General features: G+C 64.2%; 31 protein-coding genes. 21 read left to right on the forward strand and 10 right to left on the reverse strand.

All coding sequences use genetic code 11. The annotated features are described in order from the left end of the window. The first annotated feature begins 102 nt into the window (after positions 1-102). A complete protein-coding gene (locus tag D1012_RS05395) occupies positions 103-453 on the forward strand; it encodes a hypothetical protein (protein ID WP_118150314.1) in 351 nt (116 codons plus the stop codon). 42 nt (positions 454-495) lie between these two features. On the opposite strand, the gene D1012_RS05400 is transcribed toward D1012_RS05395, so the two are convergent. Then, positions 496-1,668 (reverse strand): MalY/PatB family protein, encoded by a 1,173-nt coding sequence (locus D1012_RS05400; protein WP_118150315.1) that lies wholly within the window; start codon positions 1,666-1,668, stop codon positions 496-498. 175 nt (positions 1,669-1,843) lie between these two features. On the opposite strand from D1012_RS05400, the gene def (D1012_RS05405) reads away from it, so the two are divergent. The 5 genes from def (D1012_RS05405) to D1012_RS05425 all read left to right on the forward strand — a co-directional run bounded on the left by def (D1012_RS05405) (position 1,844) and on the right by D1012_RS05425 (position 4,553). After that, a complete protein-coding gene (gene def / locus D1012_RS05405) occupies positions 1,844-2,359 on the forward strand; it encodes a peptide deformylase (RefSeq protein WP_118150316.1) in 516 nt (171 codons plus the stop codon). Positions 2,360-2,361: 2 nt separating this feature from the next. Beyond that, on the forward strand, positions 2,362-2,862 hold the full coding sequence (gene def, locus D1012_RS05410) for a peptide deformylase (protein ID WP_118150317.1): 501 nt from the start codon (positions 2,362-2,364) through the stop codon (positions 2,860-2,862). Between the two features lie 11 nt (positions 2,863-2,873). Next, positions 2,874-3,359 (forward strand): peptide deformylase, encoded by a 486-nt coding sequence (gene def, locus D1012_RS05415; protein ID WP_435530904.1) that lies wholly within the window; start codon positions 2,874-2,876, stop codon positions 3,357-3,359. Then, entirely contained in the window at positions 3,356-4,252 is an 897-nt protein-coding gene (gene fmt / locus D1012_RS05420; RefSeq protein WP_118150319.1) for a methionyl-tRNA formyltransferase, read from the forward strand. Before def (D1012_RS05415) ends, fmt begins: the two co-directional genes overlap by 4 nt. Before the next feature lie 64 nt (positions 4,253-4,316). Beyond that, positions 4,317-4,553, forward strand: coding sequence for a GlsB/YeaQ/YmgE family stress response membrane protein (locus D1012_RS05425; RefSeq protein WP_118150320.1), 237 nt, complete (start codon positions 4,317-4,319; stop codon positions 4,551-4,553). On the opposite strand, the gene D1012_RS05430 is transcribed toward D1012_RS05425, so the two are convergent. From D1012_RS05430 to ispH, 6 genes are all read right to left on the reverse strand, one after another. Further along, positions 4,546-5,067 (reverse strand): transcriptional regulator, encoded by a 522-nt coding sequence (locus tag D1012_RS05430; RefSeq protein WP_118150321.1) that lies wholly within the window; start codon positions 5,065-5,067, stop codon positions 4,546-4,548. The two genes, D1012_RS05425 and D1012_RS05430, sit on opposite strands and share 8 nt — an antisense overlap. Before the next feature lie 21 nt (positions 5,068-5,088). After that, positions 5,089-5,763 (reverse strand): trimeric intracellular cation channel family protein, encoded by a 675-nt coding sequence (locus D1012_RS05435; RefSeq protein ID WP_118150322.1) that lies wholly within the window; start codon positions 5,761-5,763, stop codon positions 5,089-5,091. Beyond that, positions 5,760-6,221: a ribonuclease HI gene (rnhA, locus tag D1012_RS05440; RefSeq protein WP_118150323.1), complete on the reverse strand. Its 462-nt coding sequence runs from the start codon at positions 6,219-6,221 to the stop codon at positions 5,760-5,762. The genes D1012_RS05435 and rnhA overlap by 4 nt, the downstream gene beginning before the upstream one ends. A 59-nt stretch (positions 6,222-6,280) precedes the next feature. Continuing rightward, positions 6,281-6,733, reverse strand: coding sequence for a DUF3429 domain-containing protein (locus D1012_RS05445; RefSeq protein ID WP_118150575.1), 453 nt, complete (start codon positions 6,731-6,733; stop codon positions 6,281-6,283). Between the two features lie 120 nt (positions 6,734-6,853). Further along, positions 6,854-7,462: a LysE family translocator gene (locus D1012_RS05450; RefSeq protein WP_118150324.1), complete on the reverse strand. Its 609-nt coding sequence runs from the start codon at positions 7,460-7,462 to the stop codon at positions 6,854-6,856. A gap of 18 nt (positions 7,463-7,480) precedes the next feature. Continuing rightward, positions 7,481-8,434, reverse strand: coding sequence for a 4-hydroxy-3-methylbut-2-enyl diphosphate reductase (ispH, locus tag D1012_RS05455; RefSeq protein WP_118150325.1), 954 nt, complete (start codon positions 8,432-8,434; stop codon positions 7,481-7,483). Between the two features lie 203 nt (positions 8,435-8,637). Here ispH and D1012_RS05460 point away from each other — a divergent pair, with 203 nt between their 5' ends. Next, on the forward strand, positions 8,638-9,033 hold the full coding sequence (locus D1012_RS05460; RefSeq protein ID WP_118150326.1) for a VOC family protein: 396 nt from the start codon (positions 8,638-8,640) through the stop codon (positions 9,031-9,033). On the opposite strand, the gene D1012_RS05465 is transcribed toward D1012_RS05460, so the two are convergent. Together D1012_RS05465 and D1012_RS05475 are read right to left on the reverse strand one after the other, a co-directional pair. Beyond that, a complete protein-coding gene (locus D1012_RS05465) occupies positions 8,985-9,647 on the reverse strand; it encodes an AraC family transcriptional regulator (protein ID WP_118150327.1) in 663 nt (220 codons plus the stop codon). The genes D1012_RS05460 and D1012_RS05465 overlap by 49 nt on opposite strands. A gap of 392 nt (positions 9,648-10,039) precedes the next feature. After that, positions 10,040-10,618 carry a LabA-like NYN domain-containing protein gene (locus D1012_RS05475; RefSeq protein WP_118150329.1) on the reverse strand — a complete coding sequence of 193 codons (579 nt, stop codon included), beginning with the start codon at positions 10,616-10,618 and terminating at the stop codon, positions 10,040-10,042. A 148-nt stretch (positions 10,619-10,766) separates the two neighbouring features. On the opposite strand from D1012_RS05475, the gene folK reads away from it, so the two are divergent. From folK to D1012_RS05545, 14 genes are all read left to right on the forward strand, one after another. Then, entirely contained in the window at positions 10,767-11,342 is a 576-nt protein-coding gene (folK, locus tag D1012_RS05480) for a 2-amino-4-hydroxy-6-hydroxymethyldihydropteridine diphosphokinase (RefSeq protein ID WP_118150330.1), read from the forward strand. A gap of 86 nt (positions 11,343-11,428) precedes the next feature. After that, positions 11,429-11,782, forward strand: coding sequence for a DNA-directed RNA polymerase subunit omega (rpoZ, locus tag D1012_RS05485; RefSeq protein ID WP_118150331.1), 354 nt, complete (start codon positions 11,429-11,431; stop codon positions 11,780-11,782). Positions 11,783-11,812: 30 nt separating this feature from the next. Then, positions 11,813-13,930 (forward strand): RelA/SpoT family protein, encoded by a 2,118-nt coding sequence (locus tag D1012_RS05490; protein ID WP_118150576.1) that lies wholly within the window; start codon positions 11,813-11,815, stop codon positions 13,928-13,930. A gap of 47 nt (positions 13,931-13,977) precedes the next feature. After that, on the forward strand, positions 13,978-14,655 hold the full coding sequence (locus D1012_RS05495) for a DUF2062 domain-containing protein (protein WP_118150332.1): 678 nt from the start codon (positions 13,978-13,980) through the stop codon (positions 14,653-14,655). 215 nt (positions 14,656-14,870) lie between these two features. After that, a complete protein-coding gene (locus D1012_RS05500; RefSeq protein WP_118150333.1) occupies positions 14,871-15,533 on the forward strand; it encodes a DUF2062 domain-containing protein in 663 nt (220 codons plus the stop codon). Between the two features lie 45 nt (positions 15,534-15,578). Further along, positions 15,579-16,331 (forward strand): pyridoxine 5'-phosphate synthase, encoded by a 753-nt coding sequence (locus D1012_RS05505; protein WP_118150334.1) that lies wholly within the window; start codon positions 15,579-15,581, stop codon positions 16,329-16,331. A gap of 37 nt (positions 16,332-16,368) precedes the next feature. Beyond that, on the forward strand, positions 16,369-16,845 hold the full coding sequence (locus tag D1012_RS05510; protein ID WP_233517022.1) for a hypothetical protein: 477 nt from the start codon (positions 16,369-16,371) through the stop codon (positions 16,843-16,845). A gap of 21 nt (positions 16,846-16,866) precedes the next feature. Continuing rightward, positions 16,867-17,307 (forward strand): holo-ACP synthase, encoded by a 441-nt coding sequence (gene acpS, locus D1012_RS05515; protein WP_118150336.1) that lies wholly within the window; start codon positions 16,867-16,869, stop codon positions 17,305-17,307. 56 nt (positions 17,308-17,363) lie between these two features. Then, a complete protein-coding gene (gene lepB / locus D1012_RS05520) occupies positions 17,364-18,152 on the forward strand; it encodes a signal peptidase I (protein ID WP_118150337.1) in 789 nt (262 codons plus the stop codon). Then, entirely contained in the window at positions 18,149-18,835 is a 687-nt protein-coding gene (rnc, locus tag D1012_RS05525; RefSeq protein ID WP_118150338.1) for a ribonuclease III, read from the forward strand. The genes lepB and rnc overlap by 4 nt, the downstream gene beginning before the upstream one ends. Beyond that, positions 18,832-19,746, forward strand: a complete 915-nt coding sequence (era, locus tag D1012_RS05530) for a GTPase Era (protein WP_118150339.1) — start codon at positions 18,832-18,834, stop codon at positions 19,744-19,746. The genes rnc and era overlap by 4 nt, the downstream gene beginning before the upstream one ends. Next, positions 19,746-20,090 (forward strand): DUF1491 family protein, encoded by a 345-nt coding sequence (locus D1012_RS05535; RefSeq protein WP_118150340.1) that lies wholly within the window; start codon positions 19,746-19,748, stop codon positions 20,088-20,090. Before era ends, D1012_RS05535 begins: the two co-directional genes overlap by 1 nt. 43 nt (positions 20,091-20,133) lie before the next feature. Continuing rightward, positions 20,134-20,859, forward strand: a complete 726-nt coding sequence (recO, locus tag D1012_RS05540; RefSeq protein ID WP_118150341.1) for a DNA repair protein RecO — start codon at positions 20,134-20,136, stop codon at positions 20,857-20,859. Positions 20,860-20,949: 90 nt separating this feature from the next. Further along, complete coding sequence (locus tag D1012_RS05545; protein ID WP_118150342.1) at positions 20,950-22,170, forward strand: MFS transporter; 1,221 nt, start codon at positions 20,950-20,952, stop codon at positions 22,168-22,170. Positions 22,171-22,390: 220 nt separating this feature from the next. On the opposite strand, the gene D1012_RS05550 is transcribed toward D1012_RS05545, so the two are convergent. Then, complete coding sequence (locus D1012_RS05550; protein ID WP_118150343.1) at positions 22,391-24,055, reverse strand: acyl-CoA dehydrogenase family protein; 1,665 nt, start codon at positions 24,053-24,055, stop codon at positions 22,391-22,393. Positions 24,056-24,082 lie beyond the last annotated feature (27 nt).

Here is a 24,082-nt window from a genome sequence, read left to right on the forward strand (position 1 = left end):
TGCAGCAGCCCGATTTCACAGTTCTCTACGCCCTGTCATCTGATTGACTTGATTTTAACCGAATGTAGATCAGACTGTTACGTATAGGCTTGGGAGGGCGACGTGCTGGAATTTTTGCCACAAGACATCCGTGATGGGCTGGATGCCGCGCGCAAGCGCGAGGCAAAGCGCAAATCCCGTCTGCGGGTTCAGGTGGGCGAAGCGGTGTTTCCGGTGCTGCGCTTCTGGCATGACGGCTTTGTGCTGGATGGCGACCTTACCCCACACCTGCGCGGGCTGGTCGATGTCTATGACGGGGCCAATCATGTGTTCCAATGCCTGATCGTCGCCTCCACGCTTGAAAACGGTGATCTGGTCTGCGAATTCAAACGATCAACCGCTGTAACCGACAAGGCGCCGCTGGATTTCTGGCGCGATGAAAACGCGCCGGTGGCTTACCTGCCGCGCGCTTGATCCGTCACGGGGTAGGGGCCGCGACGGCGCCCGCTCATTGCATTATTGCAGATCACCAAACGCGCTTTTCAACCGCGCCACCGCCTCCTCGACCCGCGCGCGGGGTGTGGCGATGTTGAAGCGCAGATAGCTTTCGCCGCCCGTACCGAATGTTTCGCCATGGTTGGCACAGATCTGCGCCGCCTTTTCCACCCGCGCCTTGAATTCGGCCGGGGCCATGCCGGTGCCGGTGAAATCCACCCAAGACAGGTACGTCGCTTCCAGCGGCATCGACCGCAGGCCGGGAATGGCGTTCACCCCCGCGTCGAACAGCCGCCGGTTGCCATCCAGATAATCCACCAGCGCATCGACCCAGACCGCGCCCTCGGGCGAATAGGCGGCTTCGGCCATGTTCATGCCAAAGGAGTTGCCGGAAATCCCCATCGCCATGATCTTATTGGCAAACGTTGCCCGCAACGCCTCATCGGCGATGATCACATTGCCGATATGCGCGCCTGCGATGTTGAAAGTCTTGGTCGTCGCGGTCAGCATCACCAGCCGGTCGGCGCAGTCGGGGGCAACCACCGGCATCGCCAGGTGCTTGTGCCCCGGCATCACCAGATCGTGGTGGATCTCGTCCGACACCAGAATCAGATCGTGGCGCTTGCAGAAATCCGCCACGCCGCGCAGTTCCTCGCGCGTCCAGACCCGCCCGCCCGGATTGTGCGGCGAGCACAAAATCAGCATCCGCTCGGCCCCGGTCATCTGCGCGTCCCAACCGGCGAAATCCATCTCATAGCGCCCGTCCACCAGCGGCAGCTCGCATTCCACCAGCGTGCGCCCGGCCGCTTTGATGGTGCGGGCGAATGCGTGATACACCGGCGTCATCAGGATCACGCCATCGCCCGGCTTGGTATAGGTATCAATCACCAGTCCGGTCGCATTCACCAGACCATGCGTGGTGAAAATATGCGCCGTGTCCAGCGCCCAGCCATGCCGGGTCTGCATCCACCAGCGGATCGACTCACGATAGGCGGCATCATCGCCGTAATAGCCGTAAACTCCATGCGCCGCCATTTTCTCGACCGCAGCCTGCACGCAAAGGGGCGGGCGGAAATCCATATCCGCGACCCACATCGACAACCCCTTGTCCGCAGGCACGCCATACAGACGCTCCATCATGTCCCATTTCACCGAATGGGTGCCAAAGCGGTTGATCTGATCGTCGAAATCCATAGGACAGCCTTTTGTTGCGGGGTCTTTGTTCCGGGTGTAGCCCTTGGGGCAGAAAGTCAGTCTGATCCTGTCATGTCAACCGGGGCAATGATCCGAAAGCGCGGTATATGCCGGAACAGACTTCCCTGCGCCTCAGCCTCTTGCACGAACCCGGCCCGCGCCGTAAATCATCCCCATGATCCGCCCCATCCTGATCCATCCCGATCCGCGCCTCAAGAAGCCCTGTGACACAGTGGCGGTCTTTGATGGAGACTTGCGCAAACTCGCCGAAGACATGTTCGAGACGATGTATGACGCCCCCGGCATCGGCCTCGCCGCGCCGCAGATCGGGGTGATGCAGCAGGTTCTGGTGATGGATTGCATAAAGGACGGCCCGCCGCGCCCGATGGCGCTGATCAATCCGCGCGTGGTCTGGGCGTCGGAAGACCTGTCCAGCTATGAGGAGGGGTGCCTGTCGATCCCCGACCAATACGCCGAGGTGCGCCGCCCGGCAGAGGTGCGGGTGACATGGCAGGCGCTGGATGGATCGGAGCAGGAAGAGCAGTTTTCCGGCCTGTGGTCCACGTGCGTGCAGCACGAAATCGACCATCTGAACGGCAAGCTGTTCATCGATTATCTTGGCCCGCTCAAGCGCCAGATGATCACCCGCAAGATGGAAAAGCTGAAGCGTGAACGCGCGCGGCAGGGTTAAGGATGGCCCGCCTGCCGATCCTGACATGGCCCGATCCGCGCCTCGCCACACCCTGCGCGCCGGTGGCGGATGAGGATGTGGCCGGGCTGGCCTCTGACATGCTGGAAACCATGTACGCCGCCCCCGGTCGCGGGCTGGCGGCGCCGCAGGTCGGCGTGCTCAAGCGTTTGTTCGTGATGGATATCACGTGGAAAGAGGGCACACCCGCCCCGCGCATCATCATCAACCCGCAGATCCTGTGGCGCTCTGACAGCACCGCCACCGGGCCAGAGGGCTGTCTGTCGATCCCCGGTGTGACCACCGACATCACCCGCGCCACGCAGATCCGCATGTCTTGGACCGATCAGAATGGTCAGGGTCATACCGAAATAATGACCGGGTTTGCCGCGATCTGTGCCCAGCACGAATATGATCACCTTGACGGCCTTGTCACCTTTGACCGCCTGTCGCCTGATCTGCGCGCCGCGACCGAAGCGGCCTATCTGGAAACCATTGCCACATGACCCGCCCCTGTATGCCATGGCCGCACCCGGTGCTGCGCAGCCCCGCCGCCGATGTGACGGAAATCACCGACGAGATCCGCGCGCTTTGGGCCGAGATGACCGAGGTGATGGATGCCATGCCCGGCTACGGCCTTGCTGCCGTGCAGATCGGGGTGCCGCTGCGGCTGGCGGTTGTCGATTGCTCCGACGCGCGCGGGCAGGCGATCCGCATGGCCAACCCGGAAATCCTGCACGCCAGCGGGCAATTGCGCGAACATGAAGAGGCCAGCCCGAACATGCCCGGCGTCTCCGCCGTGATCAAACGCCCCCGCGCGGTGACAGTGCGCTATCTGAATGAACAGGGCATGGTCGAGGACCGCGATTTTGTGAACCTCTGGGCCACCTCTGTGCAGCATCAGATCGACCATCTGGCGGGCAAAATGTATTTCGACCACCTCTCGCCGCTCAAGCGCAAGATGCTGATCGCAAAGGCGGAAAAGGCGCGCAAACGCATATGAAAATCATCTTCATGGGCACGCCCGAGTTTTCGGTGCCGGTGCTGGAAGCGCTCGCCGCCCGGCACGAGGTCGTGGCCGTCTACACCCAGCCCCCACGCCCCGCAGGGCGCGGCAAGGCTGACCGCCCCAGCCCGGTCCACCAAAAGGCGCTCGCGCTTGGCCTGCCGGTGCGCCACCCGGCGCGGCTGAAAGACCCCGCCGATCAGGCGGATTTCGCCGCACTGAACGCCGACATAGCCGTGGTGGTCGCTTATGGCCTGATCCTGCCGCAAGCGGTGCTGGATGCCCCCCGCCTTGGCTGTCTGAACATCCATGCCAGCCTGTTGCCCCGGTGGCGCGGGGCCGCGCCGATCCACCGCGCGATCATGGCGGGGGACACGCAAACCGGCATCTGCATCATGCAGATGGCGGCGGGGCTGGATACCGGCCCGGTGCTGCTGCGGCAGGAAACGCTGATCGAGCCGCAAGACACCACCGCCGATCTGCATGACCGGCTGTCAGTCCTGGGGGCCGCGCTGATTGTGCAAGCACTCGACCAGCTTCCCGGCCTGACGCCCGAGCCGCAGCCGGAAACCGGCGTCACCTACGCCACCAAGATCGACAAGACCGAGGCACGGATCGACTTCACCCAAGCCGCCGAAACGGTGGACCGCCAGATTCGCGGGCTGTCGCCCTTTCCCGGCGCTTGGGTGCAGATCGGGGCCGAGCGGGTCAAACTCCTGCGCTCCCGCCTTGCTGATGGCGCGGGCGTGCCGGGGCAGGTGCTGCACGGCTTTACCATCGCCTGCGGCAGCGGCGCGGTCGAGATCGTGGAGGCGCAACGCGAGGGCAAGCGCCCGATGCCCGCCGCCGAGATTCTCAAAGGTCTGCGCCTGCCCGCCCGGCTGGATTAGCGACTGGCCTAGCCATTCCGCCCGCGGCCCCCCATATTGAGGCTGACGCAACCGGAGGCCAGCCATGCCCATCATCGCCCTGATCATCATCGGTGCCGCCGCCGGCTTTCTGGCGACGCGGATGATGAAACTTGAAACCGATGTGCTGACCACGGTGGCCATCGGTGTCTTTGGCGCGCTGATAGGCGGCTTTGCCCTGCGGTTTCTGATCACCATCACCGGCTGGATGGCTGGCTTTGTCGGCGCGGTGCTTGGGGCGCTGGTGCTGGCCTGGGTCTGGAAAACCTACATCGCTAAGTAAGCCGCTTCACCGCGTCTTTCAGCTTGAAGCCCTTGTCGCCGACAGTCTGCCATAGCAACTGCCCCTGCCAGGCGGCAAACAGCAGCGCCGCCGCCTCGCGCCCCTTGGCCCCGCCGCCCAGACGCACCGCCAGCGCCTGCTCCACCCGCACCCGCCAGGCAATGGCCCGCAGTCGCAGCGTGGGGTCATCCAGATGCCGCACCAAAAGCGGCAGGTCCGCCGCATCGCCGCTGTCCTCGCTCAGCGCCTTGACCAGCATCTGCGCGCCCTTGACCGACAGATCCGACGCACCCTCTGCCGCATCCGCCGCCCGGTCCAGCGCATCCCAGCCATCGAGCAGCGCCGCCCGCACCATGCCTTCCTGACTGCCGTATCGCTGCACCAGCGTCGGCGCGGCCAGCCCGGTCGCGCGCGACACCGCGCCAAAGCTGGCGGCCCGCTCGCCCGACAGCAGCATCAGGGCGCGGATACGGGCAAAAACCAGCGGGTCAGGGATAAGCTTTGTGCGTGACATGACGTGAATATAAACGCCAGTTCACTTGTCGCGCAAGTCCTGACGCTTGGGCGGCAGGGTGCGGGCGGGCCGGGGCCGGTACACCGGCAAGCGCCAGCCAAACAGCAGGCTGCCCGCGCGCAGCGTAAGCGTCACCGCCGCACAGGTCAGCAGTTCCAGCCCGCCCGCCACCCCGGCACGCTCTGCCACAATCGCGGCCAGCGCCCCGGCAAAGGCGCAAGTGACATACAGCTCGCCCTGTTTCAGCACCAAGGGCACCTCGTTGCACACCACGTCGCGCATCAGCCCGCCCATGCAGCCCGTCACCATCCCCATGATCAGGATCACCGGCCAGCCCATGCCCTGACTCGCCGCTGCCGCCACCCCGGCAGGCACCGCCACCGCCAAAGCACAGGCATCCAGCCACAGGATCGCGCGATAGCGGCTTTCCAGCAGATGGGCAGCAAAGAACACGATTACCGCGGCAAGGGTCGCCACGCCCAGCATCCAAGGGTCCACGATCCAGAACACATCGCGGTTCAGCAGCACATCGCGCAGCGTGCCGCCGCCGGTGGCGGTCAGACTGGCGATGAAGATGAAGCCCACAACATCCAGCTGCGCGCGGCTGGCGACCAGCGCCCCGGTCAGCGCGAACACCGCAACCGAAGCATAATCCAGAAACGGCAGCAGCCAGAGCAGGCCCTGCGCGGTCGTCATGGCTTGCCCGGCTTGAACGGGGCCATGCCCGCACGGGCCAGCGCATCGGCGCGCTCATTCTCGACATGGCCGGCGTGGCCCTTGATCCAGCGCCATTCTACCTTGTGCCGCGCCTGCGCTGTCTCCAGCCGCTGCCACAGCTCGATATTCTTCACCGGCTTGTTGTCGGCGGTCTTCCAGCCCCGGCGTTTCCAGCTGTGAATCCAGGTGGTCACGCCGTTCTTCACATAGGCGCTGTCGGTGACGATGATCAGATCCGACGGTCGCGACAGCGCCTCCAGCGCCGAAATCGCCGCCATCAGCTCCATCCGGTTGTTGGTGGTGTCCGCTTCGCCGCCGTACAACTCGCGCTCTTTCAGCACCGCATCGGCGTCGCGGGCGATCATCAGCACCCCCCAGCCGCCGGGGCCGGGATTGCCGGAACAGGCACCGTCAGTATAGGCGTAAAGTTGTGGCATCGGACCCCTCATCTCATGGCGCCGGGATAGGCCGGGGCGGGGCAGGGGTCAACGCCCGATCAGCCGAGGATCGGCACCAGCAGACAGATCAGCACCACCCCCGTCAGCCCGGCGCGGAACCGCAGCCACCAATCCGGCGCAGTGCCCATCTTCCAGAAATGCCAGTCCAGCAGTAAAAGCCCAAGAAAACCGGCGAACAGGTTGACGGCCGCATCCCCCGCGCTGCCGTTGACCATGAAAAACGCCCACAATGCCGGGGCCACCGACAGGATATAGCCCGTCGCCGCCTCTGGCCCGCTGGCCTTGGTCGCAAAGCCCCAAAGCACGCCCGACATGAACGACAGGATCACGGTGCCATAGGTCAGGCTGACATAGCTGCCGATGAACAGCGGCCCCATGTATTGCGCGCCCCATCCAGCCAGCCCCGGCAAAAGCCCGGTGGCCGCGCCCCAGACAAAGGGCAGCAACCCGGCCACCCCAAGGATCAGGGCCGTTCTCGGAATAGGCTCCACCGCACCACCTGCAACAACTTCATTGGCCGCAAGTGATAGCCCGCTCCGGCGTGGGGTCCAGTCATGGGCACCAAAATGACGGCGCTGTTGCCGCCCTGCCATGCGCCCCGGATCGGGGTTTCAGGCGCGCTCCAGCGCCAGACGCGCCCCAAGCGCGGCAAAAGATGCCGCAAACGCCCGCCGCATCCCGGTCATCAGCCGGGGCGAGGCCAGCACCGCATCGCGCCCCGAGGCCGCGAGCGCCGCATAAAGTGCAAAGGTCACAAAGGTCATCGCGGTAAACCCGGCCCCCAGTTCCACCATCGCGGCCAGACTTGTGGCTTCTCCCGCAGGCAGGAATTGCGGCAGAAAGGCCACGAAAAACAACGGCAGTTTGGGGTTCAGCAGGTTCAGCACAACCCCGCGCCAGACCAGTTGCCGCGCCGTGCCCCCGTCAGCCGCTTGCACTGCCATCGACCCGGTCGATTGCAACACCGCCCAAGCCATCCACAACAGATAGGCCACGCCCGCATATTTGATGGTCTGGAACAACAGCGCCGAAGCATGCAGCACCGCCGCCAGCCCCGCCATCGCGATGCCCAGATGAAATACCGTCGCCAGCGTACAGCCCACAGCCGCCCATAGCCCCGCCCGCAACCCACCGCCCAGCGTGACAGACAGGGTATAAACCACGCCGATCCCCGGTGTGATGCAGACGACAAAGGCGGTCAGCAGAAACTCGGGGCTCATGAGGTCACCTTTCCGGGCCTAGACAGGCTCGCGCAGGATGCGCGGCACTTTGAATTCCACATTCTCCTGCGCGGTCTCGACCAGCTCAACCGTGGTCGCAAACCGGGCGCGAAAGGCGTCGAGCACCTCGTTCACCAGCACCTCCGGCGCAGAGGCCCCCGCCGTGATGCCGACCGACCGGATACCCTCCAGCGCGCGCCAGTCGATATCTGTTGCCCGCTGGATCAGCTGCGAATAGCCGCAGCCCGCCGCCGACCCCACCTCGACCAGCCGTTTGGAGTTCGACGAATTCGGCGCGCCGATCACCAAGAGCGCATCAATGCGCGGGGCAATCGCCTTGACCGCCATCTGCCGGTTGGTGGTGGCATAGCAGATATCCTCATGCGCGGGCGCATGGATCGCGGGAAACCGCGCCTTCAGCGCCGCCGCGATATCGGCCGTGTCATCGACCGACAGCGTGGTCTGCGTGATAAAGGCCAGCTTTTCCGGGTCACGCACCTGCAACCCCGCCACATCGGCCACCGTTTCCACCAGCAGCACCTCGCCATCCGGCAGTTGCCCCATGGTGCCCACGGTTTCCGGGTGGCCCGCATGGCCGATCATAATCATCTGCAGCCCGGCCTCATGATGCCGCGCCGCCTCGTTATGCACCTTGGTCACCAAGGGGCAGGTGGCATCCACCGCGATCATCTCGCGCCGCGCCGCTTCGGCGGGCACCGCTTTCGGCACGCCATGCGCCGAAAACACCACCGGGCGGTCGGGCGGGCAGTCGTCCAGCTCTTCGACAAACACCGCGCCCTGCGCGCGCAGGGCATCGACCACAAACTTGTTGTGCACGATCTCGTGCCGCACATAGACCGGCGCGCCCCATTTGACCAAGGCCAGCTCCACAATCTTGATCGCGCGGTCCACCCCGGCGCAAAACCCGCGTGGCGCGGCAAGGTACAGATGCAGGGGCGGCAGATCGGTCATGGCGGGCCTATAGGGTCAGGGCTGTCTCAGAGGTAAGGGTATGCGCGCCAGAGGTCCAGTCTTGCCCCGCATTTTGCCGCACTTTCCGGTGAGCCCCTTGCGCCCGACGCTGACCCGGCCAGCCAACGCACTGTCGCGATCTTTCAAGACAAGCCGCCCGGTCTGCGGCAAACAGGCATGATCAGACTCCAAAAGGTGCCCCCATGATCCTGCGCTATACCATATTCTACGTTGCCGATGTTGCCGCCACACTCGACTTTTACGAGCGGGCCTTTGACCTGCAACGGGCCTTTCTGCACGACTCCGGCGACTATGGCGAGCTTGCGACCGGCGAGACAAAGCTCGCCTTCTCTTCGCTGACACTGATGCGCCAGCTGGGCAAGTCGCCCGGCACACCCGATGCCGCCGCCCCGGTGTTCGAGGTGGCGTTCGAGACCACGGACGTTCGGGCGGCCTATGACCGTGCGGTCGCGGCGGGTGCCGCCCCGGTGCAACCCCCGCGCGACGAACCCTGGGGCCAGACTACATCTTATGTCAGCGATCCGAATGGTTATCTGGTCGAGATCTGTTCTGTCGTCCAGTTGCCCAACGCAGGCTGAGCCAGAACCGCAAGGGCGGGGCCATCCCGCCGCAACCGGGCCGGGGTGGTTCCGAACCAGCGCAGCAGATCGCGGGTCATATGCGCCTGATCGCTGAACCCGCAGTCACAGGCCACCTCGGCCAATGGCCTGCCCTGCGCCAGCCGCAGCACCGCCCGCCGCGCCCGGCCCAAAAGCCGCCAGAACTCGGGCGGAGGCAGCGACTGGCTGGCAAAATGTCGCTGCAAGGTGCGCAGCGATACCCCCTGATCGCGCGCAACCCTGCCTGCAGTCGCGTCTGGCAGGGTGAGCGCCAGAATGGTGTCATCGACCTCGCCCCAAGCGCCAAGCGCATTGCCAAGAATCTCAGCCACCCGCCCCGGCTCTGCCGCCACCCGCGTCAGCAGCTCCGGCGAGATCTCTGCGCCGGGGCGCAACCTGTAGCCGGTTATCCGGGTTCCGGCCTCGGTCACCACAGCACGCGGGCGCAGGTCAAACCCGGTCAGCTTGACCGAAATCGCGCCGCACGCATCCTGTATCACCAGCACATCGCGGCAGCCGTCGGGAAACACCGTATGCCGCACCTGCCGTGCGGCGCTGTGATCCCAGCGGTGAAACCCGTCATGACTGGTCATGCCGTTACCTTGTCACGGCGCTTCTTGCGGCCCACCCGATGTGCAGGCTGGTAGGCCGGCCCTGCTTCAAAAGGTCTGATCAGATTATCCATGCCAACGCATTCCGACATCGAAAAAATGTAAGATACTGATGTAGATGTCATATATTGGCTCTGCGCCAATCACAATGACACCGCGACCCCGCAAGCGATCATAGAGCGGGCCAAAGCCGCGGCGCGGGCTGGCATCGTATCGAATCCGGCCAGCCGAATGGCACCGCACCATCGCCTTTTGCCAACGCCAGGCCTTGCCGAAGTCGGCCCACGCCTGCGTTGTCTGGTGCAGGCGCACCGGCTTTCAAAAAGCCGGGGACCGCCAAACGCATAACGGGGCGCCACAGCGCCCCGTTTTCCTTACTTCACCATCTCGGTCGTTTCTTCCCGCTCGCCAAGGGTGCGCGGTTCGCGGGGCGGGCGGCCGATCACGTCGCGCAGCTCGTCCAGCTCGATGAAGTTGTCGCACTGGCGGCGCAGCTCATCAGAAATCATTGGTGGCTGGCTGCGGATGGTTGACACGACTGACACTCGAACCCCCTGACGTTGCAGGCTCTCGATCAGCGGCCGGAAATCCCCATCCCCGGAAAACAACACGATATGGTCCACACGCGGCGCAAGCTCCATGGCATCGACGGCCAGTTCGATATCCATGTTGCCCTTGACCTTCCGGCGGCCCTGGCTGTCGGTGTATTCCTTGGCGGGTTTGGTCACCATGCTGAAGCCGTTGTAATGCAGCCAGTCCACCAGCGGGCGGATCGGCGAATACTCGTCATTTTCCAGCAAGGCGGTGTAGTAAAATGCCCGCAGCAATTTGCCGCGCCGCATGAATTCCTGCCTCAAGAGCTTGTAGTCAATGTCAAACCCCAGCGATTTGGCCGCGGCGTAAAGGTTTGAACCATCAATAAACAACGCAAGCCGTTCGTCTTTGTAAAACATCTATAATTCCCCTCGAAATTCCTGTCCCGGTCGCGCCGTCTGCGAGTGGTCTGCTGGCGAACGGATATGGCGCGGTCAAAACACAGGAGTTAGTATCAGGTCAGAACTTTGCGCTGCAAGCTGGTCTATACGAAAGTGTAAGAGATTCATGACGAACAAAATGCAGGCTTTGGTAGCGTTTGGTGCCAACCTTCCCCTTGGTGACACCTTGCCAGAGCAGATCATCGTCTCCGCGATGGCCAGCCTTGGCAATAGTGATATTAAAGTGATGATTCAAAGCGGTTTGTTCAAGACGCCCTGCTTTCCAAAAAATGCCGGTCCCGATTATGTGAACGCGGCAGCGGTGCTGGAACTGGCACCTTCGGTCACGCCGCAGGCCCTCTTGCAGCACCTGCACGCGGTCGAATCCCGCTTTGGCCGCAGCCGGGATACCCGCTGGGGGATGCGCACGCTGGATATTGACCTGCTGGCGTTCGGCGATCTGGTCCTGCCTGACGTCCTCACCCAGACCCAGTGGCGCGACCTGCCCCCGGACCAGCAGGTCCGCCTGACGCCAACCGAGCTGATCCTGCCGCACCCGAGGCTTCAGGACCGGGCCTTTGTGCTGGTGCCGCTGGCCGAGGTTGCGCCGGACTGGGTTCACCCGCTGTTGCAGCGCAGTGTTGCGCAGATGCTGGCCGCACTTCCGGCCGCAGATCGCGCCGAGGTGCAGGCGCTTTCCTGACCCACCCCGGAATCCGGGGTTGTCAAGGCCCGGCATCGCGCGTAAACACTCACTTTCCATGCCCCCAAGACCTACTGGAGTCGTCCATGGCCCGCGTGACGGTTGAAGACTGCGTTGACAAGGTTCCGAATCGGTTCGAACTGGTGATGCTCGCCGCCCACCGGGCGCGCGAAATCCAGTCCGGCTCGCCTCTGACCATTGATCGCGACAATGACAAGAATCCGGTCGTCGCCCTGCGCGAGATCGCCGATGAAACCCAGTCGGCAGAATCGCTGCGCGAGCGGATGATCGAAAGCCATCAGACCCAGATCGAGGTTGATGAGCCCGAAGATGATCAGATGGCCCTGCTGATGTCGGGCGAGATTGACCGTCCGATGCAGGACGACATGTCCGAAGAAAAGCTGCTGCGCGCCCTGATGGAAGCACAGGGCGAACTCTAATCCGGGGGGAACCCCGCTTCAGGGGCGATGATGATCGACGTAGAAGACCTCATCGCCCTTGTCCGGAATTACAATCCGCGCACCAACGCTGATCTGATCCGCCGCGCCTACGCGTACGGGATGCAGATGCACGAAGGGCAGATGCGCAAATCGGGTGAGCCCTATTTCACCCATCCCGTCGCCGTCGCCGCCATCCTGACCGAACAGCGGCTGGATGATGCCTCGATCGTGACCGCGCTGCTGCACGACACCATCGAAGACACCAAATCCACCTATTCCGAGGTCGAGCGTCAGTTCGGGCAAGAGGTGGCCGAACTGGTCGATGGCGTGACCAAGCTGACCAACCTGCAACTCTCCAGCACCGAAACCCAGCAGGCGGAAAACTTCCGCAAGCTGTTCATGGCGATGTCAAAAGATCTGCGGGTGATTCTGGTCAAACTCGCCGACCGCCTGCACAACATGCGCACGATCAAAAGCATGCGGGTGGAAAAGCAGGCGCAGAAGGCCCGCGAAACCATGGAAATCTATGCCCCCCTCGCCGGGCGCATGGGCATGCAATGGATGCGTGAGGAACTGGAGGATCTGTCCTTCAAGGTGCTCAACCCCGATGCGCGCAACTCCATCATCCGTCGCTTTCTGACCCTGCAACGCGAAGCCGGTGACGTGGTTCACAAGATCACCGCCGACATCCGCCACGAGCTGGAAAAGGTGGATCTGGAGGCGACGGTTTACGGGCGCGCCAAGAAACCCTATTCGATCTGGCGCAAGATGCAGGAAAAGGATCTGGCGTTTTCCCGCCTGTCCGACATCTACGGCTTTCGCATCATCTGCAACTCGGTGGCCGATTGCTACCGCATCCTCGGCGTGATCCACCAGCGCTGGCGCTCGGTGCCGGGCCGGTTCAAGGACTATATCAGCCAGCCCAAATCCAACGGCTACCGCTCGATCCACACCACCGTTTCAGGTCGCGACGGCAAACGGGTCGAGGTGCAGATCCGTACCCGCGAAATGCACGAAGTGGCCGAAGCGGGCGTCGCGGCCCACTGGTCTTACCGCGAAGGCGTGCGTGCGCAAAACCCCTTTGCCATTGATCCGGGCAAGTGGATCGCGTCGATGACCGAACGCTTTGACGAAGGCAATCACGACGAGTTTCTCGAACACGTCAAGCTTGAGATGTATTCCGATCAGGTGTTCTGCTTCACGCCAAAGGGCGATGTGGTGCAGCTGCCGCGCGGGGCGACCCCGCTGGATTACGCCTATTCGATCCACACCCGCATCGGTAATTCCTGCGTTTCGGCCAAGGTCGATGGCATCCGCGTGCCGCTCTGGACCCGGCTGAAGAACGGTCAGTCGGTCGAGATCATTACCGCCGAAGGCCAGCGCCCTCAGTCCAGCTGGATCGACATCGTGACCACGGGCCGCGCCAAGGCCGCGATCCGCAAATCGCTGCGCGAAGAAGACCGGGGCCGCTTTATCAAGCTGGGGCAGGAACTGGCGCGCGCCGCCTTTGATCACGTCGGCAAGAAGGCATCGGAAAAGGCCCTGCGCACTGCCGCCAAGATGCTGGGTCTGAACGATCAGGAAGATCTGCTGGCCCGGCTTGGCTCGGCAGAACTGACCGCGCGTCGGGTGGTCGAAACGCTGTACCCCGAACTGGCCCGCGCCGATCTGGATGTGGTCGATGCCACACGCCCGGTGCTGGGCCTGTCCGATGATCAGACCTTTCGCCGTGCGCCCTGCTGCCAGCCGGTGCCAGGCGAACGGATTGTCGGCATCACCTATCGCGGCAAGGGCGTGGTGGCCCATTCCATCGACTGCCCCGCGCTGGAGGAGTTCGAGGAACAGACCGAGCGTTGGGTCGATCTGGCCTGGCACTCTGGCCGCCATGCCGCCGTACACACCGTGACGATGGAAATGACGATTGCGAATGATGCCGGCGTTCTTGGCCGCATCTGCACCTTGATTGGCGAGCAGCGTGCCAATATCTCTGATCTGAGGTTTACAGACCGCAAGCCAGACTTTTATCGTCTGATTGTCGATGTTGATCTTCGCGATGTCGAACATCTGCATATGGTGATGACAGCGCTTGAGGCTGAAACCGATGTTGCGCAGGTGTCGCGATATCGAGATAAAACCCGCAAGCCATAGGGCAACCGCGCAAATGTGCGGAAGATGAGGGAAAAGGGAGCAGAACGGTGGTGTTTCGTCGCCGCAACAAGAGGTCATGGCCAGATCGGCTCAAGGCCCTGGTCTATCCGCAAGGCGGATGGCTGCGCGCGGCGTATTACGTCTGGCATCGTCTGACCCGTCTTCCCGACCCGCCGCACCGCATCGCGCGGGGCATCTTTGCCGGGGTGTTCATCTCGTTTACCCCTTTGTTCGGCCTGCATTTCTTTGCCTCGGCCCTGATGGCATTCCTGATGCGCGGCAATATGATCGCCGCAATCTTTGCGACGTTTTTCGGCAACCCGATCACCTTTCCCCTCATCGCGGTCAGCTCGGTTCAGCTCGGGCACTGGATTCTGGGCACCGGGGTGGATGCTGTGCCGGCGCGGCTGATCCTGTCGGCCTTTACCAATGCCGGGGGCGAGATCTGGGCGAATATTGTCGCCATTTTTACCGACACCCCGACCCAATGGGGTCAGTTGCGGCACTTCTATTACGGGTTGTTCAAACCCTATCTGGTCGGCGGCATCCTCCCCGGCCTCATTTCGGCCACCGCATGTTATTATATCAGCCTGCCGATCATCCTTGGTTATCAGAAGCTGCGCCAGAAAAAGCGCCGCGAGCGGGCCGAAGCGTTGCGCGAACGCGCCGCCGCACGGTTGCGTGCGCGCTCTGCAGCCGATGACAGCCCCGCCGGGGAAAGCTGATGCCGCGACCGATTGTCCCAGGCCTCTGCACAATCTTCACGAAACCCTGTCCGCCGCAGGCATTTTCTGACGTGCCAGTCATTGCCAAGTCATGTATTCCGGCACATGTCTGGCCAAGCCCTCCGCCGTTCTCCGGCGCGGCACCGGCCTGAGCGAGGAAGAACGTGGTTTTCAAAAGGCGCGACCGGCGGGGCTGGCTGGCTTGGGTACGGGAGATGTTCTACCCGACCGGGGGGTTTCGCCGTGCGACCCAATATGTGATCCACCGTATGCGACGCCTGCCAGACCGCCCGCACCGCATCGCGCGCGGCGTGTTCGCGGGCAGCCTGATCGGCTTTCTGCCCTTGCCCGGCCTCCAGTTCCTTGGCGCCTGGGGTCTTGCATGGGCGATGCGCGGCAATGTTCTGGCCGCCCTGCTGGCTACCTTCAACTCCAACCCGATCACCACACCTTTCTTTGCGGTGGGGGCGATCAGCCTTGGCCACTGGATGCTGGGCATCGACACCCCGCTGAGCGCCGAGGCGATCGGCGATGGCTTTGCCCGCGCCGGTGCGGAGCTCTGGCACAACTTCCTGGCGATCTTTGGCCCCGAAACCATGCACTGGGACGGGCTGGCGCAGTTCTGGTCCGATATCTACCTGCCCTATTTCATCGGCGCGCTGGGGCCGGGCATCCTGCTCAGCCTGATCTGCTACTACATCACCATCCCGCTGGTCGAAGCCTATCAGAAGGCCCGCGCCGCCAAGTTCAAGGAACGCAGCGACAAGCGGCTCTTGCTGCGCGAAAAGCTGGCGGCGCTTGCCTTGCCACGGGACGCAGCCAAAACACCTGTGTTGGGTACAAAAGAAGGGGATGACCTCCCCCCACCCGCGCCGTAATCTCGGCACCGAAGACACAGGGACGCTGATATAAAGGACGGGGCCATGACACAGACTGGCAAATTGCGGCTCGGGATCAACATCGACCACGTGGCCACCCTGCGCAACGCGCGCGGCACCGTCTGGCCCGACCCGCTGCGCGCCGCTCTGCTGGCCGAGGCGGCAGGGGCCGACGGCATCACCGCCCATCTGCGCGAAGACCGCCGCCACATCCGCGACGCCGACATGGTCGCGCTGAAAGCAGGTATCGGCATCCCGCTGAACTTTGAATGCGGCGCCACCGCCGAGATGCAGGCGATCTGCCTGGCGACAAAACCGCATGCCGTCTGTCTGGTCCCCGAACGCCGCGAGGAACGCACCACCGAGGGCGGGCTTGACGTGGCAGGCGACGCGGCCCGTTTGGCCAGTTTCATCACGCCCCTGCGCGACGCAGGCGCGCGGGTCAGCCTGTTCATCGGCCATGATGCCCGCCAGATCGAATCCGCAGCCCGTATCGGTGCCGCTGTGGTCGAGTTGCACACTGGCCATTACTCGGACCTCCACGCCGAGGGCCGGATGGGCGAGGCCGAAGCCGAGCTCGACGCCTTGCGCCGGGGGGCTGCGCTGGCGCAATCACTGGGGCTGGAGGTGCATGCTGGTCATGGCCTGACCTATGACAACGTCGCCCCCATCGCCGCCATCCCGCAGGTGGTCGAGCTGAACATCGGCCATTTCCTGATCGGCGAGGCGGTGTTCATCGGCCTTGGCCCGGCGATCAGCGAAATGCGCCGTCTGATGGACGCGGCGCGAGGGCTGTGAGCGGGGCGCGCGGGGCGGATCGCGAAAAGATGAGTATTTGGAAAGCAGCAATCTGCAGAGCCGCGCCATGCGGGTGACCGGCGCGGCAGCGGTATGGTCGCTGATGCTGGCCTTGCCGGTCGCGGCGCAGGATGTGGCGGAGTGTGACTGGCGCGCCGCAGCGCAGGCGATTGCCGAGCCGTGGGCCGCCAACACCGCCACCTTTGCCAATGGCGCGGTCAGGCTGGCGGTGATGGATGTGCTCGAACCCGCCGCCGGGGCCTATCACCTGCTGATCCTGTCGCCGCCCCGCAGCGAGTTGGGCGAGCGTCAGTGCCGGGTGATGTCGGCTGACGGCAGCTTCGGCTTTGCCGGGCTGTCGGTTGTTGGAGCCACGGCCAGCTATGACCCGGCGACCGGACTGACCGTCAGCCTGCCCGCCAAGCGCTGGTCCGAGGGCGATGTCTTCACCGACACGCGGCTGCTGGTCACCATCAATCAGGCCAGCGGTGCGATCAGCGGCAGTCTGGAATAGCGCGATGATGAAGGGCTCACGATGATTTTGGGCATCGGCAGCGATCTGGCCAATATCGAGCGTATCGAGGCCACCCTGGCGCGGTTTGGCGACCGCTTCCTGGCCCGCGTGTTCACCGAGCATGAACAGCGCAAGGCCGCCAGCCGCCCGCATGGCGTGGCCGCCACCTATGCCAAACGCTGGGCCGCGAAAGAGGCCTGTTCCAAGGCCTTGGGCACCGGCCTGCGCATGGGCATTGCCTGGAAAGACATGGCGGTGACCAATCTGCCCACCGGCCAGCCGGTGATGCATGTCACCGGCTGGGCCGCCGAGCGGTTGCAGGCCATGACCCCTGCGGGGCACGAGGCAGTGATCCATGTGACCCTGACCGATGATCACCCCTGGGCGCAGGCCTTTGTGGTGATCGAGGCGCGCCCGCTGGCAGCGCTGCCCGCAGACGCCGCCGGGCCGGGGCGAACTTGACTCGCGCAGGCGCAGGGCGCATGTAGCGGCCCGAAGAGCAGCAAGGTGGATATGGCATGGCCAGCACGGCAAAAAACGACGGCGGCATCGTCGAGACGATCAAGACAGTGGTCTATGCATTGTTGATTGCAGGCGTGTTCCGCACCTTGTTTTTTCAGCCGTTCTGGATTCCCTCGGGCAGCATGAAAGACACGCTGCTGATCGGCGACTTTCTGTTCGTCAACAAGATGGCTTATGGCTACAGCCGCTATTCCTGCCCGTTCTCGGCCTGCCCGTTTGATGGCCGCCTGTTCTTCAGCGAGCCCGAGCGCGGCGATGTGGTGGTGTTCCGCCACCCGGTCAACGGATCGGATTTCATCAAGCGTCTGATCGGCCTGCCGGGGGATACCGTGCAGATGCGCGCGGGCGTGGTCTATCTGAACGGCACAGCGGTGCCGCAGGAAGCGGCGGGCCAGTTCAGCGAGCTTTATGAGCAGCAGGGGCCGATGGGCCAGCTGCCGCGCTGTGAAAACGGCCCGGTGGGTCAGGGCGACATCTGCACCAAGTCGAAATCGCGCGAAACCCTGCCGGGCGGGCGCACCCATGACGTGCTCAACATCGACACCAATGGCGCGGGCGACAACACCGATGTGTTCACCGTGCCTGCGGGGCATTACTTCTTCATGGGCGACAACCGCGACAACAGCCAGGACAGCCGCTTTGTGCAGGCCGTCGGCGGCGTGGGCTTTGTGCCCGCCGACCACCTGATCGGCCGCGCCGACCGGATCATGTTCTCCTCCGCCGGCCGCTCGATGCTGTATTTCTGGACCTGGCGTTCGGATCGTTTCTTCAAGGCGGTGGAATGAGGCTGGCTGCGGACCTAAAGGCCTTTGAAGGCCGGATCGGGCACACGTTCCACACGCCCGAGCTGCTGGTCCGCGCGGTGACCCATGCCTCGCTCTCGTCGCAGACCCGGCCCGACAACCAGCGGCTGGAGTTTCTGGGCGACCGAGTTCTGGGCCTTGTGATGGCCGAGGCGCTGCTGGGCGCCGATGTGGTCGCGACCGAGGGGCAGCTGGCCCCGCGCTTCAACGCGATGGTGCGCAAGGAGACCTGCGCCGATGTCGCCCGCGCCATCGGTCTGGGCGAGGTGATGAAGCTGGGCCGCTCTGAGATGCTCTCCGGTGGCCGCCGCAAAGAGGCGCTCTTGGGCGACGCGATGGAGGCGCTGATTGCCGCCGTCTATCTGGACGGCGGGTTCGATGCCGCCCGCGCGCTGGTGCTGCGGCTCTGGGCCGACCGGATCGGCGCGGTGGACCACGACGCCCGCGACCCCAAGACCGCCCTGCAGGAATGGGCGCAAGCCCGCGGCATGACCCCGCCGTGCTATACACAGACCGGACGCACCGGCCCCGACCATCAACCGATTTTCACCGTCGAAGTGACCCTGGACAACGGCGCGCGCGAAACCGCCCGCGCAGGCTCCAAACGCATCGCCGAACAACAGGCCGCCCGCGCTTTGCTGGCCAGGCTGGAGCAAGAGACATGACAGACACCACCCGCGCCGGCTTTGTCGCGCTGATCGGCGAACCCAATGCCGGCAAATCCACCCTCTTGAACCGCATGGTCGGGGCCAAGGTCTCGATCGTGACGCATAAGGTGCAGACCACCCGCACCCGGATCCGGGGTGTCGCGATCGAGGGCGTCTCGCAGATCGTCTTTGTCGACACCCCCGGCCTGTTCCGCCCGCGCCGCCGTCTGGACCGCGCCATGGTCAAAGCCGCCTGGGGCGGCGCATCTGATGCCGATGTCATTGTGCTGATGATCGAGGCGCATCGCGGCATGACCGAAGGCGTGTCCGCCATCATCGACCGGATGCGTGATGAGATGCCGCAGGGCCAGCCGGTGGCGCTGGCCATCAACAAGATCGACCGGGTGCAGGCCGAAGTGCTGCTCGCATTGGCCGAAAAGCTGAACGAGGCCTTTCCCTTTGCCAAAACCTTCATGATCAGCGCTGAAAAAGGCTACGGCGTCAAAGACCTGCGCGAATGGCTGGCGGGTCAGATCCCCGAGGGGCCGTGGTTCTATCCCGAAGACCAGATCGCTGATCTGCCGATGCGGATGATCGCCGCCGAAATGACCCGCGAAAAGCTGACCCTGCGCCTGCACGAAGAACTGCCTTACCAGCTCACGGTCGAGACTGAAAAGTGGGAGGACAAGCCCGACGGATCGACCCGCATCGACCAGATCATCTATGTCATGCGCGACGGCCACAAAGGCATCGTGCTGGGCAACAAGGGCGAGACGATCAAATCCATCGGCTCTGCCTCCCGCGCCGACATCTCGGAATTTCTCGGCCGCACCGTCCACCTGTTCCTGCAGGTCAAGGTCCGCCCGAACTGGCTGGACGAGCCTGAGCGCTATTCTGAAATGGGGCTGGACTTCAAAGACGGGGACTGATGGTGCCTGCTGACATCCGGCTCAAGGCCGACCTCTGGGTTTCGGCCTATCTCAACCGTCTGCGCCTCGCCGATATTCCGGCCTATGTCACCCGCAAGGGCGACCCCACCGCAGGCACCGTGCTGGTCAAGGTCGCGCTTCTGGACGGCACCGCCCGCGCGTTCGAGCGCGGCTATGACCTGACCACCGGCACACGGCTCTGGCGGCTGATGGCCGAGGGGTCGGAGCGCGAGGTTGACGCGGCTCTGACCCGCGCCGGGCAGCGCGACCCTGACCTCTGGGTGATCGAGCTGGAACACAAGGCCGGCCGCACCCTCTTGGACGAAGACGGCCTCTCGGCCTGAGACCGGCTTGCAAGCCGCCCGTCCCGCCTGCAAAGATCAGCCGATGGACTGGCGCGAAGACGGCATCCTTCTTTCCATGCGCCCGCATGGCGAAGGCTCCGCGATCATCGAGGTGTTTACCAGCGGCCATGGCCGCCATTTGGGCGTGGTCCGGGGCGGCGCCTCGCGCAAACGCGCGCCCCTGCTGCAACCGGGCGCACAGCTTGACCTGACTTGGCGCGCTCGGCTCAATGACCAGATCGGGGCATTTCTGGCCGAACCCTTAAAATCGCGCGCGGCTGTGCTGGAAAGCCCGCTGGCGCTCGCGGGCCTCACCGCTGCCTGCGCGATGCTGCATATCAGCCTGCCCGAACGCGACCCGCATCCGCTGCTCTACGCCCGCACCCTGTCGCTGATGGATGCCATGGCGGGCGGCACCGACTGGGTAGGTGATTACCTGCGCTGGGAGATGCTGCTGCTGGACGAGATCGGCTTTGGCCTTGATCTCTCGCGCTGTGCGGTGACCGGACAGCGCGACGATCTGGCTTTCGTCAGCCCGCGCACCGGCCGTGCCGTCTCGCGCAACGCGGCTGGCGACTGGGCCCCGAAACTGCTGCCGCTGCCACAGGCGCTGATGGGGCAGGGGCCTGCGACCCCGGCCGAGGTGGCGCAAGCCCTTGCCATCACCGGCCATTTCCTCGCCCGCGAACTGGCGTCGGACACGCGGCCATCCGCCTTGCCCGAATCCCGCAACCGCCTGCTTGCCCGGCTGGCGCGCGCCAACGGCTAAATCTGCCCGCAGCAGACAAACGACGCCAAATGTCGCGGTCAGATCAGACCCGCCGCCCAAAACTTGGGCAGATGGCGGGCGAGAGATGAGATGGCCAACAGATATATCCCCCTCCACCTGAAACACGCGCCGACCCCAAGGATCGAAAGCTTTGCCATGCTGACGGGACTGGAATCGGCGGTGCGTGGCATGCTGGTCTCGGCGATGCCGTTGGCGGTCTACGACGCGCTTGGCAGCGCCGAATCCACATCATCGGCTTACTTCGTGGCCGGAATCGTGTCGATGATCTGGGGGCTGATGGTGCCATGGGCCACCCGCCACATTCCCCGGCGCTGGATGTATACGCTGGGGTGCGGCCTTTACTTTGTCGGCATGACATTGGCGATTGCAGGCAGCGCTGCGCTGATGCCTGTCGCGCTGACCTGCCTTGCCATGGCGACGGCGACCACCTTTGTCTGCCTGAACGCCTATATTCTCGACTATATCGACCGCCAGAATCTGGGCCGCAGCCAATCGTTGCAGATGGTGTTCTCGGCCGGGCCATGGGCGGTCGGGCCGCTGCTGGGCGTCTGGCTGCGCAGTCTCTGGGCACCCTTGCCCTTTATCGTGGCGGGGGTGTTTGCGGTGCTGCTTCTGGCGGCGTTCTGGGTGCTGCGACTGGGCAATGGCAAACAGATCACCCGTGCACGCGGCCCCGCCGCCAACCCGCTGGCCTATCTGGGCCGGTTCTTTGCCCAACCGCGCCTGATCGCTGGCTGGTTGTTTGCGGTGATGCGCTCCTGCGGCTGGTGGGTTTATGTGGTCTATCTGCCGATCTTCTGCATCGAGGCTGGCTTGGGCGACAAGGTCGGCGGTGTTGCCCTGTCGCTGTCCAACGCGCTGCTGTTCGCCTCGCCGCTGTTGCTGCGCTTTGCCCGTGCAGCCTCGGTCCGCCGCACGGTGCGCTTTGCCTTTGGAACCTGCGGTCTGCTGTTCGTGGCCGCCGCACTGGTCTCGCCGCTGCCTTGGGCCACGGTGCTATGCTGCATGGCGGCTGCGGTGTTTCTGGTGCTGCTCGACATCGTTGGCGGCCTGCCGTTCCTGATGGCGGTCAAACCGTCGGAGCGCACGGAGATGTCGGCAGTCTATTCCAGTTTTCGCGATGTGTCAGGCATCCTGACGCCGGGTGCGGCCTGGCTGGTGCTGCTGGTCGCCCCCCTGACCGGCATCTTCGCCGCTTCTGGCGCGGGGCTTTTGCTGGCATGGGCCATCTCGGGCCGTCTGCACCCCCGGCTCGGCGTGCCCCGCCCGTCGCGCGGCCAACCCGCCTGACCGCCCCGGCGCAGCAGCTGTGGTCAGGGGCAGCAAGATGAGTATTTTTGCCAGGATGAATGGGCAAAGCGCTGCGCTTTTGATTTCATCCTGGCAAAATACTCAAAAAAAGGCCCGTTGCTGCGGGAGCAAAGGTTAAAAATCTGTAAAAACGGCAGGGTCAAGGTATTGATATAAAACGATTCTATACCCTGACCCCCTGTGTTACATCCTGCTCCAGTCAGTCCAGCAGCCGCCGCGCAATCACCTGCGCCTGAATCTCGGCTGCGCCCTCAAAGATGTTGAGGATGCGGGCATCGCACAGGATGCGGCTGATCTGATACTCCAGCGCAAAGCCGTTGCCGCCATGGATCTGCAGCGCATTGTCCGCCGCCGCCCAGGCCACCCGCGCGCCCAGCAGTTTGGCCATCCCGGCCTCCAGATCGCAGCGCTTGTCATGGTCCTTTTGCCAGGCGCTGAAATAGGTCAGCTGCCGCGCCACCATGATCTCCACCGCCATCATGGCCAGCTTCCCCGCCACGCGCGGGAACTCGATCAGGGCCTTGCCGAACTGCTTGCGGTCCTCCGCATAGCTCATCCCCACATCAAGCGCGTTCTGCGCCACGCCGATGGCGCGGGCGGCGGTCTGGATGCGGGCGGATTCAAAGGTCTGCATCAGCTGCTTGAACCCTTGCCCCTCGACCCCGCCAAGAAGGTTGTCGCCCTTCACCTTGAAGTCGTCAAAGTTGACGGTGTATTCCTTCATGCCGCGATATCCCAGCACCTCGATCTCGCCGCCCGACAGGCCGGGATCGACAAACGGGGCCTCATCGGTGCCGGGGGTCTTTTCGGCCAGAAACATCGACAGCCCGCGATAATCAGAGGTGGCATCGACAGAGCGCGCGAGCACCGTCATCACATGGGTCCGGGCGGCATGGGTGATCCAGGTCTTGTTGCCGGTGATGGTCCAATCCTCGCCCTCGCGCCGGGCGCGGGTGCGCAGCGACCCGAGGTCCGACCCGGTGTTGGGTTCGGTGAACACCGCCGTCGGCAGGATCTCCCCGCTGGCCAGTTTCGGCAACCACTGGGCCTTTTGCGCAGGCGTGCCGCCGCACAGGATCAGCTCCGCCGCGATCTCGGAGCGGGTGCCGAGTGAGCCCACGCCGATATAGCCGCGCGACAGCTCTTCCGACACCACCACCATGCTGGCCTTGGACAGACCAAAGCCGCCGAACTCCTCGGGAATGGTCAGGCCGAACACGCCCATTTCCGCCAGCTGGTCGATCACCGACATCGGGATCAGCTCGTCCTTCAGATGCCACTCATGCGCGAACGGCGCGACCTGTTCGGCGGCAAAGCGGCGGAACTGGTCGCGGATCATCTCTAACTCGTCATCAAGGCCCGTCGCGCCAAAGGTGGCATTGGCGCGGCCATCGCGCATCAGCGGCACCAGCGCCGCGCGGGCGGCGGCGGTGTTGCCCTGTGCCATCAGCCGTTGCGCCGCAGGCCCCCATGCAGGTGTGAGGTCCAGATCCTGCAACCGGGCGATTTCGCCCTGGCTCATCGGGATGCCGCCGTGGATCTGGCTCAGATACTCGCCATAGGCGATCTGCAGGATCAGCCCCTCCATCTCGCCGAACTTGCCGTCCGCTTGCAGGCGGAGCGCCCAAGCCTGCATCTGGCGCAGGGCCTCGGTATAGGTCGCCAGCCAGGACAGCGCATGCGCTGCATACTGGTGCGCCTCCATCGCGGGGGCGGACACTTTGCCGCCAACCGTCACCAAAGCCCGCAAATTCTCCCGCCCATGGGTGAACAGGGCCTCTGCCTCGGGCAGGGCCTGCGCGGTGAGGTCAAGAAGCCCGGTGAGCAGGGGCGAGGGGGGGAGGGTTTGTCCGTCGTGGGCCATGGCGCGATTCCTGTCCTTGGATTCTGC

It is taken from the genome of Pseudotabrizicola alkalilacus, assembly GCF_003443995.1.
Taxonomy (GTDB): domain Bacteria; phylum Pseudomonadota; class Alphaproteobacteria; order Rhodobacterales; family Rhodobacteraceae; genus Pseudotabrizicola; species Pseudotabrizicola alkalilacus.

Excerpts from the sequence above, each read along its gene's own strand:
- D1012_RS05400 (WP_118150315.1), bottom strand. The coding sequence starts at position 1,668 with ATGGATTTCGACGATCAGATCAACCGCTTTGGCACCCATTCGGTGAAA.
- def (WP_118150316.1), top strand. The coding sequence starts at position 1,844 with ATGATCCGCCCCATCCTGATCCATCCCGATCCGCGCCTCAAGAAGCCC.
- def (WP_118150317.1), top strand. The coding sequence starts at position 2,362 with ATGGCCCGCCTGCCGATCCTGACATGGCCCGATCCGCGCCTCGCCACA.
- def (WP_435530904.1), top strand. The coding sequence starts at position 2,874 with ATGCCATGGCCGCACCCGGTGCTGCGCAGCCCCGCCGCCGATGTGACG.
- fmt (WP_118150319.1), top strand. The coding sequence starts at position 3,356 with ATGAAAATCATCTTCATGGGCACGCCCGAGTTTTCGGTGCCGGTGCTG.
- D1012_RS05425 (WP_118150320.1), top strand. The coding sequence starts at position 4,317 with ATGCCCATCATCGCCCTGATCATCATCGGTGCCGCCGCCGGCTTTCTG.
- D1012_RS05430 (WP_118150321.1), bottom strand. The coding sequence starts at position 5,067 with ATGTCACGCACAAAGCTTATCCCTGACCCGCTGGTTTTTGCCCGTATC.
- D1012_RS05435 (WP_118150322.1), bottom strand. The coding sequence starts at position 5,763 with ATGACGACCGCGCAGGGCCTGCTCTGGCTGCTGCCGTTTCTGGATTAT.
- rnhA (WP_118150323.1), bottom strand. The coding sequence starts at position 6,221 with ATGCCACAACTTTACGCCTATACTGACGGTGCCTGTTCCGGCAATCCC.
- D1012_RS05450 (WP_118150324.1), bottom strand. The coding sequence starts at position 7,462 with ATGAGCCCCGAGTTTCTGCTGACCGCCTTTGTCGTCTGCATCACACCG.
- ispH (WP_118150325.1), bottom strand. The coding sequence starts at position 8,434 with ATGACCGATCTGCCGCCCCTGCATCTGTACCTTGCCGCGCCACGCGGG.
- D1012_RS05460 (WP_118150326.1), top strand. The coding sequence starts at position 8,638 with ATGATCCTGCGCTATACCATATTCTACGTTGCCGATGTTGCCGCCACA.
- D1012_RS05465 (WP_118150327.1), bottom strand. The coding sequence starts at position 9,647 with ATGACCAGTCATGACGGGTTTCACCGCTGGGATCACAGCGCCGCACGG.
- D1012_RS05475 (WP_118150329.1), bottom strand. The coding sequence starts at position 10,618 with ATGTTTTACAAAGACGAACGGCTTGCGTTGTTTATTGATGGTTCAAAC.
- folK (WP_118150330.1), top strand. The coding sequence starts at position 10,767 with ATGACGAACAAAATGCAGGCTTTGGTAGCGTTTGGTGCCAACCTTCCC.
- rpoZ (WP_118150331.1), top strand. The coding sequence starts at position 11,429 with ATGGCCCGCGTGACGGTTGAAGACTGCGTTGACAAGGTTCCGAATCGG.
- D1012_RS05490 (WP_118150576.1), top strand. The coding sequence starts at position 11,813 with ATGATCGACGTAGAAGACCTCATCGCCCTTGTCCGGAATTACAATCCG.
- D1012_RS05500 (WP_118150333.1), top strand. The coding sequence starts at position 14,871 with ATGTTCTACCCGACCGGGGGGTTTCGCCGTGCGACCCAATATGTGATC.
- D1012_RS05505 (WP_118150334.1), top strand. The coding sequence starts at position 15,579 with ATGACACAGACTGGCAAATTGCGGCTCGGGATCAACATCGACCACGTG.
- acpS (WP_118150336.1), top strand. The coding sequence starts at position 16,867 with ATGATTTTGGGCATCGGCAGCGATCTGGCCAATATCGAGCGTATCGAG.
- lepB (WP_118150337.1), top strand. The coding sequence starts at position 17,364 with ATGGCCAGCACGGCAAAAAACGACGGCGGCATCGTCGAGACGATCAAG.
- rnc (WP_118150338.1), top strand. The coding sequence starts at position 18,149 with ATGAGGCTGGCTGCGGACCTAAAGGCCTTTGAAGGCCGGATCGGGCAC.
- era (WP_118150339.1), top strand. The coding sequence starts at position 18,832 with ATGACAGACACCACCCGCGCCGGCTTTGTCGCGCTGATCGGCGAACCC.
- D1012_RS05535 (WP_118150340.1), top strand. The coding sequence starts at position 19,746 with ATGGTGCCTGCTGACATCCGGCTCAAGGCCGACCTCTGGGTTTCGGCC.
- recO (WP_118150341.1), top strand. The coding sequence starts at position 20,134 with ATGGACTGGCGCGAAGACGGCATCCTTCTTTCCATGCGCCCGCATGGC.
- D1012_RS05545 (WP_118150342.1), top strand. The coding sequence starts at position 20,950 with ATGGCCAACAGATATATCCCCCTCCACCTGAAACACGCGCCGACCCCA.
- D1012_RS05550 (WP_118150343.1), bottom strand. The coding sequence starts at position 24,055 with ATGGCCCACGACGGACAAACCCTCCCCCCCTCGCCCCTGCTCACCGGG.